Annotated in this window: 9 protein-coding genes and 2 tRNA genes; 9 read left to right on the forward strand and 2 right to left on the reverse strand. The window is 47.8% G+C overall.

Annotation, left to right across the window (positions count from 1 at the left end; genetic code table 11):
• Positions 1 to 153: 153 nt before the first annotated feature.
• From tal to ahpF, 4 genes are all read left to right on the forward strand, one after another.
• Positions 154 to 1,104 (forward strand): transaldolase, encoded by a 951-nt coding sequence (gene tal, locus C9I99_RS25875; RefSeq protein ID WP_107351722.1) that lies wholly within the window; start codon positions 154 to 156, stop codon positions 1,102 to 1,104.
• An 81-nt stretch (positions 1,105 to 1,185) separates the two neighbouring features.
• The gene (gene tkt, locus C9I99_RS25880; RefSeq protein WP_107351723.1) at positions 1,186 to 3,177 is read left to right on the forward strand and encodes a transketolase; all 1,992 of its coding nucleotides are present in this window, start codon (positions 1,186 to 1,188) and stop codon (positions 3,175 to 3,177) included.
• A 383-nt stretch (positions 3,178 to 3,560) separates the two neighbouring features.
• The gene (gene ahpC / locus C9I99_RS25885; RefSeq protein ID WP_107351724.1) at positions 3,561 to 4,118 is read left to right on the forward strand and encodes an alkyl hydroperoxide reductase subunit C; all 558 of its coding nucleotides are present in this window, start codon (positions 3,561 to 3,563) and stop codon (positions 4,116 to 4,118) included.
• Positions 4,119 to 4,337: 219 nt separating this feature from the next.
• Positions 4,338 to 5,948 (forward strand): alkyl hydroperoxide reductase subunit F, encoded by a 1,611-nt coding sequence (ahpF, locus tag C9I99_RS25890; RefSeq protein ID WP_107351746.1) that lies wholly within the window; start codon positions 4,338 to 4,340, stop codon positions 5,946 to 5,948.
• A 421-nt stretch (positions 5,949 to 6,369) separates the two neighbouring features.
• On the opposite strand, the gene C9I99_RS25895 is transcribed toward ahpF, so the two are convergent.
• Positions 6,370 to 6,446: transfer RNA gene (locus C9I99_RS25895), tRNA-Asp, on the reverse strand.
• Between the two features lie 41 nt (positions 6,447 to 6,487).
• A tRNA-Ser gene (locus tag C9I99_RS25900) sits at positions 6,488 to 6,578 on the reverse strand.
• A 436-nt stretch (positions 6,579 to 7,014) separates the two neighbouring features.
• Here C9I99_RS25900 and C9I99_RS25905 point away from each other — a divergent pair.
• From C9I99_RS25905 to C9I99_RS25925, 5 genes are all read left to right on the forward strand, one after another.
• On the forward strand, positions 7,015 to 8,070 hold the full coding sequence (locus tag C9I99_RS25905) for a PTS fructose transporter subunit EIIC (RefSeq protein WP_107351725.1): 1,056 nt from the start codon (positions 7,015 to 7,017) through the stop codon (positions 8,068 to 8,070).
• Between the two features lie 22 nt (positions 8,071 to 8,092).
• The gene (locus tag C9I99_RS25910; RefSeq protein WP_107351726.1) at positions 8,093 to 8,407 is read left to right on the forward strand and encodes a PTS fructose-like transporter subunit IIB; all 315 of its coding nucleotides are present in this window, start codon (positions 8,093 to 8,095) and stop codon (positions 8,405 to 8,407) included.
• Positions 8,408 to 8,628: 221 nt separating this feature from the next.
• Positions 8,629 to 9,471: a helix-turn-helix transcriptional regulator gene (locus C9I99_RS25915; RefSeq protein ID WP_107351727.1), complete on the forward strand. Its 843-nt coding sequence runs from the start codon at positions 8,629 to 8,631 to the stop codon at positions 9,469 to 9,471.
• Between the two features lie 497 nt (positions 9,472 to 9,968).
• Positions 9,969 to 12,365, forward strand: coding sequence for a GH92 family glycosyl hydrolase (locus tag C9I99_RS25920; protein ID WP_420849270.1), 2,397 nt, complete (start codon positions 9,969 to 9,971; stop codon positions 12,363 to 12,365).
• A 210-nt stretch (positions 12,366 to 12,575) separates the two neighbouring features.
• A complete protein-coding gene (locus tag C9I99_RS25925) occupies positions 12,576 to 15,176 on the forward strand; it encodes a GH92 family glycosyl hydrolase (protein ID WP_107351729.1) in 2,601 nt (866 codons plus the stop codon).
• The last annotated feature ends 4 nt before the right edge of the window (positions 15,177 to 15,180 follow it).

Consider the following 15,180-nt stretch of genomic DNA (forward strand, 5'->3'; position numbering starts at 1 on the left):
ATCGAAACATCAATTGTTCTTAAGCTATCCATATGTTCACCAACATTGTTTTTGGTCTGATAAGGAAAGGTTAAGAAAAGGTAATTATGGCTTTGCTGGCCGGAATTTTGGCTAGCATTGAAACAAAGCCCAACGAGGATAAGGTCGATATTTATGAGCACTAAACTGGAACAACTGCGCGCGCTAACAACTGTTGTTGCTGATACCGGCGATATTGAAGCTATCAGTAAGTACAAGCCTGAAGATGCGACCACTAACCCATCGCTGATCCTTAAAGCGGCTCAAATTGCTGAATATGCACCTCTTATCGAACAGTCCATTGCTTACGCAAAAGCACAGAGTGATAACAAAGAACAACAAATCCAAGACACCTGTGACATGCTAGCCGTCAGCATTGGTAAAGAGATCCTAAACGTGGTCCCTGGCCGTATTTCGACCGAAGTTGATGCCCGTCTTTCTTACGACACTGAAGGCAGCATTGCCAAGGCGCGTCAGCTGATCAAAATGTACAACGATGCCGGTATTACAAATGACCGCATCCTGATCAAACTGGCTTCTACATGGGAAGGTATCCGCGCTGCGGAAGTACTGGAAAAAGAAGGTATCAACTGTAACCTGACTCTTCTATTCTCATTTGCTCAAGCGCGTGCTTGTGCCGAAGCGGGTGTTTACCTGATTTCTCCATTTGTTGGCCGCATCATGGACTGGTACAAAGCCAAAGAAGGTCGTGACTTCGACGCTCAAGAAGATCCAGGTGTGATTTCTGTATCTAGCATCTACAGCTACTACAAAGAGCACGGTTACAAGACTGTCGTTATGGGCGCAAGCTTCCGTAACATCGGCGAGATCCTAGAACTTGCGGGTTGTGACCGTCTAACTATCGCACCTCAACTTTTAGCGGAGCTAGAAGCAGCAGAAGGGGAAGTTGTAGAGAAGCTAATCGACTCTAACGGCACTAAAGAACGCCCTGCAGCAATGACTCACGCTGAGTTCCTATGGGATCACAACCAAGATCCAATGGCTGTTGAGAAACTAGCAGAAGGTATCCGTAACTTCGCTGTCGATCAGGGCAAACTTGAAACCATGATTGCAGAGCGCCTGTAACCCTGCAGATATAATTTAGAAAGCGGCCGATTGCCGCTTTCTTCCTTTTTCGATTAAGACAAATTCATAGTGGATACAAATATGGAACGTAAAGTGTTGGCAAATGCAATCCGTGCCCTGAGCATGGACGGTGTACAGCAGGCAAACTCTGGTCACCCAGGTGCACCTATGGGTATGGCTGATATTGCCGAGGTGTTGTGGCGTGGCCACATGAACCACAACCCACAAAACCCTGAGTGGGCTGACCGCGACCGCTTCGTGCTGTCTAACGGCCACGGTTCAATGCTGATCTACTCACTGCTTCACCTTACAGGTTACGAGCTATCAATTGACGATCTGAAAAACTTCCGTCAACTTCACTCTAAAACACCAGGCCACCCAGAATATGGTTATGCGCCGGGTATTGAAACCACAACCGGCCCACTAGGCCAGGGCATCACCAATGCTGTGGGCATGGCAATGGCAGAAAAAGCCATGGCTGCACAGTTTAACCGTGACGGCCACGACATCGTAGACCACTACACCTATGCCTTTATGGGCGACGGCTGTCTGATGGAAGGGATCTCTCACGAAGCATGTTCTCTTGCGGGCACCCTAGGTCTGGGCAAGTTGATCGCATTCTGGGATGACAACGGCATCTCTATCGACGGTCACGTTGAAGGTTGGTTCTCTGATGATACGCCTAAGCGTTTCGAAGCGTACGGCTGGCACGTAATCCCAGCTGTAGACGGTCACGATGCAAACGCAATCAACGCAGCTATCGAAGCAGCGAAAGCAGATCCTCGTCCAACACTGATCTGTACTAAAACTATCATCGGTTTTGGTTCACCTAACAAGTCTGGCTCTCACGACTGTCACGGCGCACCACTAGGCCACGACGAAATCGCAGCAGCACGTGAATTCCTAGGCTGGAACCACGGTCCATTCGAAATCCCTGCTGACATCGCAGCTGAGTGGGATGCGAAAGAAGCGGGCGCAGCAAAAGAAGCAGCTTGGAATGAAAAACTGGCCGCTTATGAAGCAGCACACCCTGAGCTGGCAGCTGAATTCAAACGCCGCGTAAACGGTGATCTTCCTGCTGAATGGGAAGAAAAAGCATCGGCAATCATTGCTGACCTTCAAGCTAACCCTGCTAATATCGCATCACGTAAGGCATCTCAGAACGCACTAGAAGCATTCGGGGCGATCCTGCCTGAGTTCATGGGTGGCTCTGCTGACCTTGCGCCTTCTAACCTGACGATGTGGTCTGGCTCTAAGTCACTAGAAGCGAATGACTTCTCTGGCAACTACATCCACTATGGTGTACGTGAATTCGGCATGACCGCGATCATGAACGGTATCGCACTACACGGTGGTTTCGTCCCATACGGTGCAACTTTCCTAATGTTCATGGAATACGCGCGTAACGCAATGCGTATGGCCGCACTGATGAAAGTGCAGAACATCCAGGTATACACTCACGATTCTATCGGTCTGGGTGAAGATGGTCCGACTCACCAACCGGTTGAGCAGATTGCATCACTTCGCCTGACTCCAAACATGAGCACATGGCGTCCATGTGATCAGGTTGAATCCGCAGTGGCTTGGAAACTGGCTATCGAGCGTAAAGACGGCCCGACAGCGCTGATCTTCTCACGCCAGAACCTAGCCCAGCAGCCGCGTTCTGAAGCACAAGTGGCTGACATCGCTAAGGGTGGTTACATCCTGAAAGATTGTGAAGGCAAGCCAGAGCTTATCCTTATCGCAACCGGCTCTGAAGTTGAGCTAGCAGTAAGTGCTGCCGCTGAGCTAACGGCGGAAGGTAAGCAAGTACGCGTAGTCTCTATGCCAGCTACAGATGCATTCGACAAGCAAGATGCAGCATACCGTGAAGCGGTACTGCCATCTGACGTGACAGCGCGTATTGCTATCGAAGCGGGTATTGCTGACTTCTGGTACAAATACGTTGGTTTCGACGGCCGTATCATCGGTATGACAAGCTTCGGTGAGTCTGCACCTGCAGGCGAGCTATTCAAGATGTTCGGCTTCACAACCGAGAACGTCGTTGAGACAGCTAAAGAGCTACTTGCGTAAGTGTAAATAGCCATTACCTTTCAAAGCCAGGCCGTCGCCTGGCTTTTTTGCATCTAGCCCTATAGTCCCCAGGCTCTTCTCTATCCTCATCAATAAATATCAGACCCATTAATTAAGCCATGAACCATAACGGGCATTCCACGAGGTAGCATTGTTCCCCATTTGGGCAAGAAAGCGCACTTTCTCTCGGCACTCGATGGCAAGGTTTTCAATACGACACTGGATGAGCTGAACTTACCGAGCAGAGAGGCATGGCGGAATATAGGTATCGCCTATCAAATCAATAGAAACGTCCGATTTCTAAATTTTCCGGTGGCATTGCATTATAGCTCCATCGACGCGGGACAGCGTCAAACACGATAAATGAGAAAGAGAGTTAAAGCATGATCAATTCAGAAATCAAACCATTCCAAGCGACTGCATTCAAAAACGGCGAGTTTGTAGACATCACAGAGCAGGACGTAAAAGGTAAGTGGGCTGTATTCTTCTTCTACCCAGCAGATTTCACGTTTGTATGTCCAACAGAACTTGTTGACCTTCAGGAAAAGTACGCAGAACTTCAGTCTCGTGGCGTAGAAGTTTACTCAGTATCAACTGACACGCATTTCTCTCACAAAGCGTGGCACGACACTTCAGACAAGATTGGTACTATCGAGTACTTCATGGTCGGTGACCAGACTGGCACTATCACTAACAACTTCAACGTGATGCGTGAAGGTCAAGGTCTTGCAGACCGCGCTACTTTCCTAATCGACCCAGAAGGCGTTATCCAAGCAATGGAAATCACTGCTGAAGGTATTGGCCGTGACGCTGAAGACCTACTACGCAAGGTTAAAGCAGCACAATACGTAGCCGCTAACCCAGGTGAAGTTTGCCCAGCAAAATGGAAAGAAGGTGAAGAGACTCTAGCACCATCTCTGGACCTAGTTGGTAAAATCTAATAAAGAATCAACTGAATAGCGGACACTATTCAGTTTGACAGGCACGCTTTGGCCTACCTCCTAAAGGGCTGGGGCGTGCCGCCCCTAAACAAGCTATCCGCAGCCAAAGACAATCCATCCCACAATATGTTTGCCGACTTGCGCCCCCTTTTTATATTCCTTTAAAGCAAGAAGGTATTGGTCAATACCAAGAAACAGAATTTAAGAGTAGGCACGATGATGTTAGATCAAGCAATGAAGCAGCAGCTTAAAGCATACCTAGAAAACCTTAAAACAAATGTACAGCTAGTACTTAGCCTTGACGGCAGCGAAACCGCAAATAAACTTCAAGCGCTGGCAGATGATATTGCATCGCTAACAAGCAAAATTGAAGTCACCCGTGATGACAGTGCCAGTTCGCGTCAGCCAATCATGCAGGTGGTGAACAAAGAAAAAGGCACAGCAATTGGCTTTGCCGGCCTGCCGATGGGACATGAGTTTACGTCTCTGGTACTTGCCCTGCTCCATAGTGGCGCTCACCCGATAAAGCTCGAAGCGGAAACCATCGAACAAATCAAAGCACTTAACCAGCCCTTGAACGTTGAGATCTATATTTCACTGTCGTGCCAGAACTGCCCAGAGGTCGTACAGGCATTCAACATGATGTCTGCTATTAATCCGCTTATTAAAACAACCATGATTGATGGTGCAGCATTCCAGGATGAAGTGAAGTCTCGCGACATCATGGCGGTGCCAAGCGTGTTCATTAACGGTGAACTCTTTGGCCAGGGCCGTATGTCACTGGCAGAAATCCTGAACAAAGTCGATACCGGCGCGGCAGAGAAGAAAGCAGCCAGTCTTAGCGAGCAAGAGCCGTTTGATGTTCTCGTTGTCGGTGGTGGCCCTGCGGGTTCTTCAGCAGCTATCTACGCAGCCCGTAAAGGCATTCGCACCGGTGTCGTGGCTGAGCGTTTTGGTGGCCAAGTGATGGACACCATGGCTATCGAAAACTTTATTTCGGTGAAAGCGACGACTGGCCCTAAGCTAGTCGCAAGCCTGGAAGAGCACGTGAAGGAATACGGCGTCGAGGTAATGACTGAGCAGCGCGCAGCCAACATCATCGACGCAGAAAAAACAGCCGATGGTTATATCCATGTGGAACTAGAAAGCGGCGCGGTATTGAAAGCTCGCACTGTGATCACAAGTACAGGTGCACGCTGGCGCGAGATGAATGTTCCTGGTGAACAAGAGTACCGCAACAAAGGTGTTGCTTACTGCCCACACTGCGATGGCCCATTGTTCAAAGGCAAGAAAACAGCCGTGATCGGTGGCGGTAACTCTGGCATTGAAGCAGCTATCGACCTAGCCGGTATCGTTGAGCATGTAACGGTTCTTGAATTCGCTGATACGCTTCGAGCAGACCAAGTGCTTATTGATAAAGCGAACGCAACGCCGAACATCGAAATCATCAAGATGGCTCAGACAACGCAAGTTCTGGGTGATGGTAACCGAGTAACAGGCCTTGAATACAAAGACCGTAACACCGGTGAGCTAAAAGAAATCGAACTCGCAGGTATTTTTGTTCAAATCGGCCTGATGCCAAACAGCGAATGGTTGAAAGGCACTGAGGTTGAGCTATCACCGCGCGGTGAAATCGAGATTAACGCACACGGTGCAACGTCTATGAAAGGTGTATTTGCAGCGGGTGACGTAACCACAGTCCCGTACAAACAAATCATTATCGCGATGGGCGAAGGAGCCAAAGCAAGCTTAGGTGCTTTCGATTACTTAATCCGCAACCCAGCACCTGCCAAGGCAGCCGAGACAGCCGAGACAGCCGAGACAGCATAAGGAATTTATTCAGCCTTAAGCCGTATCGTTCTTTTGTCGACACTACGACACCACTTCTGAGCAATCAGAAGTGGTTTTTTCGTTTTATCTTGGTCCCCAAGCTGAAATGACTCGCAGCAATCCAGGCGATCGCGTTGCAATCCTAAACTCAACACATACAAAAAAGCCCCAGCATTTCTGCTGAGGCTTCGTTGTAGTGGCGGAACGGCTGGGGTCGCACTCGACCGGGACTCATTCGACCGAAGGGCGAACGCCTAAACTCAACACATACAAAAAAGCCCCGTCATTTCTGACGAGGCTTCGTTGTAGTGGCGGAACGGCTGGGGTCGCACTCGACCGGGACTCATTCGACCGAAGGGCGAACGCCTAAACTCAACGCATACAAAAAAGCCCCGTCATTTCTGACGAGGCTTCGTTGTAGTGGCGGAGCGGACGGGACTCGAACCCGCGACCCCCGGCGTGACAGGCCGGTATTCTAACCAACTGAACTACCGCTCCAATTCTTTGTAAAGCTCAACCTTGGTCAAACTTTTAGAATGTGGCGGAGAGATAGGGATTTGAACCCTAGATACGCTACAAACGTATGCCGGTTTTCAAGACCGGTGCTTTCAACCACTCAGCCATCTCTCCGTAAGTGCGGTGTATATTAATCGCTGCGATTGACCTTGTAAACCCCTCAAAGATTCAACTGCTTAGATATCCACCAACCCCGTGAAATTTTAATAAAAAACCAGCAATCTATATTAAAACACGCCCCTCTCTCCTGTACGTTGCTGGATTTTTCCTCAGCAACTGGACTTTTAATACCTCTACACACCCGGAAAACCATTTCTCAGAGCGATTTAGTGATCACGCTCACCCAAGGGCTGAGAGCTAAATCACATCTCATTTCGGAGGATACAAAAGTCCAGCTAATGGCCTATTTATCCAATAGTTTCGTGTTGTTACCCGCCCCATAATTACAGCCATCCAGACAGCATTCTGTCTCTGAACATTGCTCAACCCTATTGCGTTGGCAGCCAAGCCAACTAAAAAAATAAACCATAACAACATGGAGTAATTCGAAATGAAAAGCCAACTGTCGGTGTTAAAAAGACACTTATTGACGGGTACCAGCCACATGCTCCCCTTCGTGGTCGCGGGCGGGGTATTACTCGCTCTGTCTGTCATGCTGGGAGGTAAAGGTGCGGTACCAGAAGGCGTATTCCTAGAAGGACTTTGGGACATGGGTATCGCAGGTTTCACCCTGTTTGTACCTGTACTCGGTGGCTATATTGCCTACTCAATCGCGGACCGACCAGCCCTTGCACCGGGTATGATTGGTGCTTACCTTGCCAATCAGGTACAGGCTGGTTTCCTTGGCGCCATCATCGTTGGCTTCATTGCCGGCTATGTCGTCCTGCAGCTAAAGCGAATTCCGCTATCAAACAAACTCAAAGCCGTTTCAACCTACTTTATCCTGCCTATCGGCGGTACCTTTATTGTCTCCGGTCTGGTGATCTGGGTGATCGGTACGCCTATCGCGATGGCAATGGAAAGCATGAACCTGTGGCTACAAGGTATGGCCGGCGCGTCTAAAGCCATACTGGGGATGGTACTTGGCGGCATGACGGCCTTCGACATGGGCGGCCCAATCAACAAAGTCGCTACCTTGTTCGCACAAACCCAAGTGGGTACTCAGCCATGGCTGATGGGTGGTGTCGGTATCGCTATCTGTGTGCCGCCACTGGGGATGTTCCTTGCGACCCTACTATCACCAAAACGTTACACCGATGAAGAGCGCGAAGCCGGCAAAGCCGCTGGCATCATGGGCTGTATCGGCATTACCGAGGGCGCGATTCCTTTCGCTGCCGCCGACCCAATGCGCGTACTTCCTTCCATCGTCGTCGGCGGTATGGTCGGTAACGTGGTTGGCTTTATGTTCAATGTTTTAAACCATGCGCCGTGGGGCGGCCTGATTGTACTGCCAGTAGTGGACGGACGTCTGTTCTACCTCGTCGGTATCGCCGCCGGTGCCCTCACCACGGCCCTTATGGTTAATGCATTGAAAAAACCTATAGAACAACGTCAAGACGCCAAAGAAGAAAAGGCGGAAGACACCCTTGAATTAGAATTCGATTAAACCAAATTTCGGGAGAAACATGATGAAACTACTTGGCGTAACCTCTTGCCCATCGGGCGTTGCCCACACCTACATGGCAGCAGAAGCACTGGAAATAGCCGCAAAAGCCAAAGGCTGGGAAGTGAAAATTGAAACCCAGGGCTCCATCGGCATAGAAAATGAAATTTTGTCATCTGAAGTAGAGGATGCTGACATCATCATCCTGACCAAAGATATCGCGATTAAAAACGAAGAGCGTTTCAAAGGCAAAAAAACAGTCCGTATCGGCGTGGCTGATGCGGTGAAGAAAGCCCCTCAAATTATGGATAAAATTGAAGCGCACCTTGCACAAGCCTAGCCCGTAACATTACAGCCATGAATACCACGAAGCCTAATCATAATGCCGTGGTATTCATCTGTATAATTCATTTTATTAATTGGTATGGACATAACATTATGTAGAGAATTATATATTTATAATGAAACCTATAATCAAAAGAGCAATAACTAACTTGCCGCCAGAAAGATAGCACTAAAATACCTCCATCCCTACGGTTTCATAAAAGACAAAAGAGTATAATGCAAAATACCTTCGCCGATATTCTCGACAATGCAATTTCTGACGGTGATTCCTTCAACCAGATATGGTTTGCAGGGGATACCACACCGCCACCAGAAGCCAGTTACCAAGTTAATTTTCCGCGCTTAGAGCTTGTATTTAACGGACGTTATGAAAACCAGTTAGAAAATCATCACCAGAAACTCGACACTATCTACCTTAGAAGCGGTGATGCTTTGTTTATTCCTGCCAACGCTTGGAATAAGCCCAGTTGGCAGCATGAATGCTCCGTTCTTAGCTTATTATTTGGTAAGAGCCAGCTAGGTTTCAGCCTCGTTAGTAAGCACGAAAACGAAGACGGTTTTTATGATGTGGTAAAATACAGTGTCCCGCAACGTACTGGACATGCCGTTGAACATATCCTGGCAGCTTTGACCACCTTGGCTCATGAGAAACAAAAACAGCCAGTTGATAAATACTTACTGCTAGCCTTGCTAAGCTACAGCAAGGAAATGATAAAAAATCCACCTAAAGATACCAGCCGACGCAGTGAAGAATTGTTCAAGGGCATATGCATTTACGTGCAAGAAAACTTCCACCGCAACATTAACCGCAATACGGTTGCAGCTAGATTTAATATTTCACCCAATCACTTATCGCGTCTATTCCGCCAGGAAGGCCATATGCGTTTTGCCGATTATATCTCTTGGGTAAGGCTCGAGCGCGCCAAGTTCATGCTAAAACGTTACAACTTCCGGCTTGAAGAAATATCCCAACGCTGTGGCTATCATGACCCCAATTATTTCTGCAGGGTGTTCAAACGAAAAACAGGCAAAACCCCAACCGAATATCGCAGCTACTGATCATATAAAGCTGAGCTTACTAAATTCTGCCGTTAAAATTTAAAGTTAAAATCCTTTTCTGCCTGTTAACTTCATGGCTTTATTCGTCCTAACAACAATAGGAAGTGATCATTTTCACACTCTGTTATCGACGTATTAATTGTCCAGTAAATGTTATAAAAATCATCTATAGGCAACGTTATCGCTATAGTACGATGTTGAAATATTCAACAGTCATTGTAATAAAGAAATACAACACATTTATTGCACCATATAACACGGACAAAAACGAATTATTGACACTATAAGCACAATTTAACTGTGAGCATCAAATGGCTTTGCCGCCTGAGTAATTAACATATTGTATTAAAAATACAAGTTGAGAGTAGCTTGTATCACATTCAAATAGACAGATAAACAAGAGAAGAAATATATATTACTGCAGCTATGATCCAATTTTCAAACTCAAACAGTATTGATGCTACCTCACCGTAACATCTTTGAAATCACAAGGAATAATCATGAGAAATAAAATAATGCCTTGCGCTATCGCTGTGGCTTTAGCTCTTACTGGCTGTAATTCCGATTCATCAACAGATAAAACGATTCCGGCAATTCCCATCGTTGATACCGCCGTTTTGAAATTTGTCGATCCCATGATCGGAACTGCCGCAAGTGGCCATACTTTCCCCGGAGCAACAGTACCGTCGGGGATGGTTCAGCTCTCACCCGATACTTTTATTGGCACCGAAGCTGGCCACGAAGCGGGATACAACCCCTGGCACTCGGCGTCCGGTTATTGGGACCCATCAGATTATTCCGAAGGTGGTGAAGTCATTGATCGCCAACTGGGTATTTATGGCTTTTCGCATACCCATTTATCTGGCACGGGGGCCTCGGATCTAGGCGATATCCTTATACTTCCATACTCTGATGATATTGATTCAGAAATAAATACCTTTGATAAAAAAAATGAGGATGCATCCGCCGGTTACTACACAGTGACTCTAAATGAGGGTGACATCAAAGCGGAGCTAACCACAACAAAGCGTGTTGGCCACCACAAATATACCTTTGCTCAAGATGCTGACCGTAAGATCAAAGTCGACATTGGCCATACGATCCTAGCGAACAATGGTGAATCATTGCTCAACCGTGTGGAACTTGTTGATAAATACACCCTGCGTGGCCGCCGCACTTCTACTGGATGGTTCCAAGGCCAAGATATTTTCTTCTATGCCAAATTTAATGAGCCGGTTGCTGAGGCGATGATTATCCGCGATGGCGGCGCTCCTTCTGAAATGAAGCAAGGCACAGTCTACGGCTCGATCAACATGCCCAATGCCGATCAAAAGGTTCACCTCGATTTCGGCAAGGCTGACAAGCCGCTAGAAATACGTGTCGCGCTGTCCCCTGTAAGCTGGGATGGTGCTCGTAATAACCTTGAAGCTGAAGCGCCCGATTTCGATTTTGCCAAAGTGAAACGAGACGCGGAATACGCCTGGGCCAAAGAATTATCACGCATCAAAGTCAAAGGCGGATCGGAAGTGGAGAAGACGAACTTCTATACCGGTATGTATCATATGATGATTGCACCGATCGAGTTCTATGACGTCGATGGGCGTTACCGCGATATGCTCGGCAAAGAAAGGCGCCTGGAAGAAGGGGATACCCCAAACTACTCCATTTACTCGACATGGGATACTTTCCGTGCCGTACATCCTCTGTGGACTATCATCGATCCAGAGCAAGCTACCAATTACGCAGAAGACTTAATCCGCAAATCGAACGAGTTCGGCTTGCTGCCTAAGTGGGAAGGCCATGGCATAGAAACCGGAACAATGATAGGTTACCCTGCAGCTGCCATCGTTGGGGATGCGGTGACCAAAGGACTTGTGGATGCCAAGGCAGGCTTGGATGCTTCCATTAAATCAGCATACTACCGCCCGTATGACTTTCCGCAGATCCCAGATCATACGCTGCAAGCCGTCATGGCTGGGCAATTGTCCTACCATGAAAACTATCAGTGTGTTGGGGTGCCGAACTGGAATTCAGTCTCATACGCGCTTGAATTCTCTTACTATGATTGGACTATCGCCGAAATGGCCAAAGCCGCCGGCGAAACCGATCTCTACGATGAATTCAAAGCTCGTTCGTACTACTCGCTTAACCATTGGGATGCAGAAGCAGGTAACGACGATGGCACCGGCTTCTTCGTCCCTGTCGAATGGCAGACTTGCGAGAAACATGTAGCATCAGATAAATTCGACCCATACCATGCGGATATGTTCTGGTATACCGAAGGCAACGCTTGGCAATGGCAGTGGGCGTTCATGCAAGATCTCGACAAGCTGACAGAAATTATGGGCGGTACGCAAGGACTGAACGATAAGCTCAATAACCTGTTTAATGCTGATCCGGATGGTGGTGATGCACACCAGGATATGACCGGTTTCATTGGCCAGTACATCCACGGTAACGAGCCATCACATCATGTTATTTACTTGTATAACCGCACGGAAGAGTCCTACAAGGCTCAGGAATACCTAGACCAAGTGTATGATGAGTTTTACAAGCCGACCCCAGACGGCATTATTGGTAACGAAGACGTAGGCCAAATGTCAGCGTGGTACATCATGTCAACTCTTGGCTTCTATCAGATTTCACCAACGGATCCGACATATACCATTGGTCGTCCGATTTTCGATCAGGCTACCATGACGGTGGATGGCGGCTCATTTAGAGTGATCGCCGAAAATAATGGTCCGGACAACCTATATGTAAAATCGGTGACAATCAATGGAAAACCGCTGGACAAATTTAATACCTTTAAACATGAAGAATTTAAAGCTGGCGGTGAATTACGGTTCGTGATGACATCCAATAAATCTGAAGCCATGGCAGCCAATTTATAATACGCCATATCTATGATAAGCCGCTTTATATTTTTATCATTAAATTATATAGAGCGGTTTTATTTAACTACGACTCATAAAAAACATAACTATAGCGTTTATTCAGCCACCATATTCCACCTTTTTATTAATACTATGCGGGAAGTCCGTAGGAAAAATCACACGTATTAATTGCGTTAAATCACCCAATTCATTCAAAGAAGGTCTGTTATGTTAAGTAGAGTATTATCGCTTTCATTGCCCGTATTGTTCGCCATGTCAGGGTGCCACTCGGACTCGTCAAATGACACCGATGGAAAACAGCCAATTCCGACACCGGATCTGACGGTATTAAAATATGTCGATACCTTAATCGGCACAGATGGCCTGGGTAATGTGAACCCTAGCCCTGTAATGCCGGAGGGAATGATCCAGCCCTCACCGGATAACTGGAATCCCAACAGCTGGGATGGCAAAGGATCCCCATCGGATTATCACCACCATCTGGACCAGCTCTCAGGTTTTAGTACAACCCATATTTCAGGGGCAGGTAAAGGGGATTTAAACGATTTTGCGTTCCTGCCTTATACCGGTTTTAATACCAACCCAGTAACAATGGATAAGGCCCACGAAGTAGCCGAGGTCGGTTATTATTCCGTAGACCTCATAGAAACCGGTATCAAGGCTGAGCTAACAGCGACAGATCGGGTCGCTTTCCATCGCTATAACTTTAAAGAAGGGGTATCGCGTAAGGTTCGTGTCGACCTCCAGCATGAGCTACTAGAGCAATACGGCAACCATTCACGCAGTATCTATTATCGTAAGGTAGCTGATAATGCTATTGCCGGTGCCCGTACCTCGAATGAGTGGGCGCAATGGCAGACTGTCTATTTTTATGCGGAGTTCTCTGAACCTTTTATTGAACATAGCCTTTTTGTAGAAGGCAGGGAAACCAGCAGAACAGAAGTAGGTCTTGAAAACTACGCAGGCTATGGCGAAACCCGAACACCGGTGCGAGATGTAAAAACCCACCTAAACTTCGGCGAGGGCAGTGCGCCAATCACCGTGAAAATTGCCATCTCCGGAACCGGGATTGATGGTGCCATCAAAAACTTGGATGCGGATAACAACGGCTGGGACTTTGATGCTGTAGTGCTCCAGTCGAAAGAGGAATGGGCCAGAGTATTGGGCCAATATACGGTAACAGGCGCTTCGGAAGCTGACAAGACGATGTACTACACCTCCTTGTACCGCACCTATATCGCGCCGTTTGTCTACCAGGACGTCGATGGTCATTACCGAGGCATGGATGGCAAGATATATCAAAACGACGGCAGCTTTACCAATATGTCTGTGTACTCGATGTGGGACACCTTCCGTACTGCCCATCCGCTAAAAACCATTGTCGACAAAAAGCAAGCAATCAACTACGCACGCGATTTGCTCAACAAAGCTAAGACTGGGGGGGTATTGCCAAAATGGGAGCTGCACTCAGACTATACCGGTGAGATGGTTGGTTATCCGGCAGTATCAGTTATTGCCGATGTGATGGTCAAATATCCGGAAGCATTTACCCAGGATGAATTCAAAGCAGCCTTGGCTGCGGCGGATATAGCCGCTAACTTTGATGAGCAAATTGCTATCGACGCAGGCTGGGTACCCTACCGGGATCCTTGGAACGGTGACAAGCGCTTTACGGTAATGACTCGACATGGTCAATACGCCGAGCAATATGGTTTTGTGCCGGCCAATGTGAAATGGGATCAAACTGCGGCCCCGTCAGGTATCGATGGCCTTAAGCAGGATAAATATGATGAATTGGTCAATGAGTCGGTGTCTTATGGCTTGGAGAATGCCTATTACGACTGGTGTATCGCCCAAATAGCCAAAATGGCAGGGAACCAAGCTCAATATGAACGCTATATGGCACGTTCCAGCGCTTATCAGCAGTATTTCGATTACGACCCAGCCGAGTACAGCAAGTATGGCGGGGCAACCGGGTTCATGCGACCAATATACCTCCAGGGGGGAGTGGCAGAGTTCGCCAACAACCTTGATGCCAGCTGTGTAGACCAAACTACCGGAGAGCTAATCGAAGCCAGTGATTTCGATGCATGCAAAGATCTGAACAAAGCTACGATGTTCTGGCCATACCGCGCTGAACACCGAGGGGAAAACTACACCGAAGGCAACACCTGGCAATGGACCTGGTTTGTTCCGCACGATATAGACGGGCTTAAGAAAGCCATGGGTGGGGAGCCCGATGCAAAAGCAGTTTCTGCCCATGCCGAAACGTCTTTTCTGGCAAACCTCAATGCGTTATTTACGGCCGCTCCAAATGCCGATACCTCCCAAGGGGACATGACCGGGTATATTGGCCAATTCATTATGGGTAACGAACCAGATCATCACGTTCCTTATCTGTATAACTGGACGACAGAGCCTTGGAAAACCCAGGAATACGTCCATCAGGCTGTGACTCGCTTTTTCCAACCAATCAAGGACGGATTAATTGGTAACGAAGATGTAGGCCAGATGTCAGCATGGTACGTGATGGCCGCACTGGGCTTTTATCAGGTCACTCCGGCCGATCCAACCTACACGATTGGCCGCCCAATCTTTGATATCGCCACGATCCCTGTGGAAGGCGGGCAGTTCACTATAATCGCGGAAAACAACAGCGTAGATAATATCTACGTTCAGTCTGCAACGATTAATGGCCAGCCACTGACAGATGCCTTCTTCTTCCAGCACCACGATATTAAACCAGGAGGAGAATTACGTTTTGTGATGACTGGAAATAAAGAAGAAGCATTAAAGCCCTCTCACTAAATAA

The sequence above is a fragment of the Photobacterium lutimaris genome, from assembly GCF_003025555.1.
In the GTDB taxonomy this organism is placed as follows: Bacteria; Pseudomonadota; Gammaproteobacteria; order Enterobacterales; family Vibrionaceae; genus Photobacterium; species Photobacterium lutimaris.

Excerpts from the sequence above, each read along its gene's own strand:
- tal (WP_107351722.1), top strand. The coding sequence starts at position 154 with ATGAGCACTAAACTGGAACAACTGCGCGCGCTAACAACTGTTGTTGCT.
- tkt (WP_107351723.1), top strand. The coding sequence starts at position 1,186 with ATGGAACGTAAAGTGTTGGCAAATGCAATCCGTGCCCTGAGCATGGAC.
- ahpC (WP_107351724.1), top strand. The coding sequence starts at position 3,561 with ATGATCAATTCAGAAATCAAACCATTCCAAGCGACTGCATTCAAAAAC.
- ahpF (WP_107351746.1), top strand. The coding sequence starts at position 4,338 with ATGTTAGATCAAGCAATGAAGCAGCAGCTTAAAGCATACCTAGAAAAC.
- C9I99_RS25905 (WP_107351725.1), top strand. The coding sequence starts at position 7,015 with ATGAAAAGCCAACTGTCGGTGTTAAAAAGACACTTATTGACGGGTACC.
- C9I99_RS25910 (WP_107351726.1), top strand. The coding sequence starts at position 8,093 with ATGAAACTACTTGGCGTAACCTCTTGCCCATCGGGCGTTGCCCACACC.
- C9I99_RS25915 (WP_107351727.1), top strand. The coding sequence starts at position 8,629 with ATGCAAAATACCTTCGCCGATATTCTCGACAATGCAATTTCTGACGGT.
- C9I99_RS25925 (WP_107351729.1), top strand. The coding sequence starts at position 12,576 with ATGTTAAGTAGAGTATTATCGCTTTCATTGCCCGTATTGTTCGCCATG.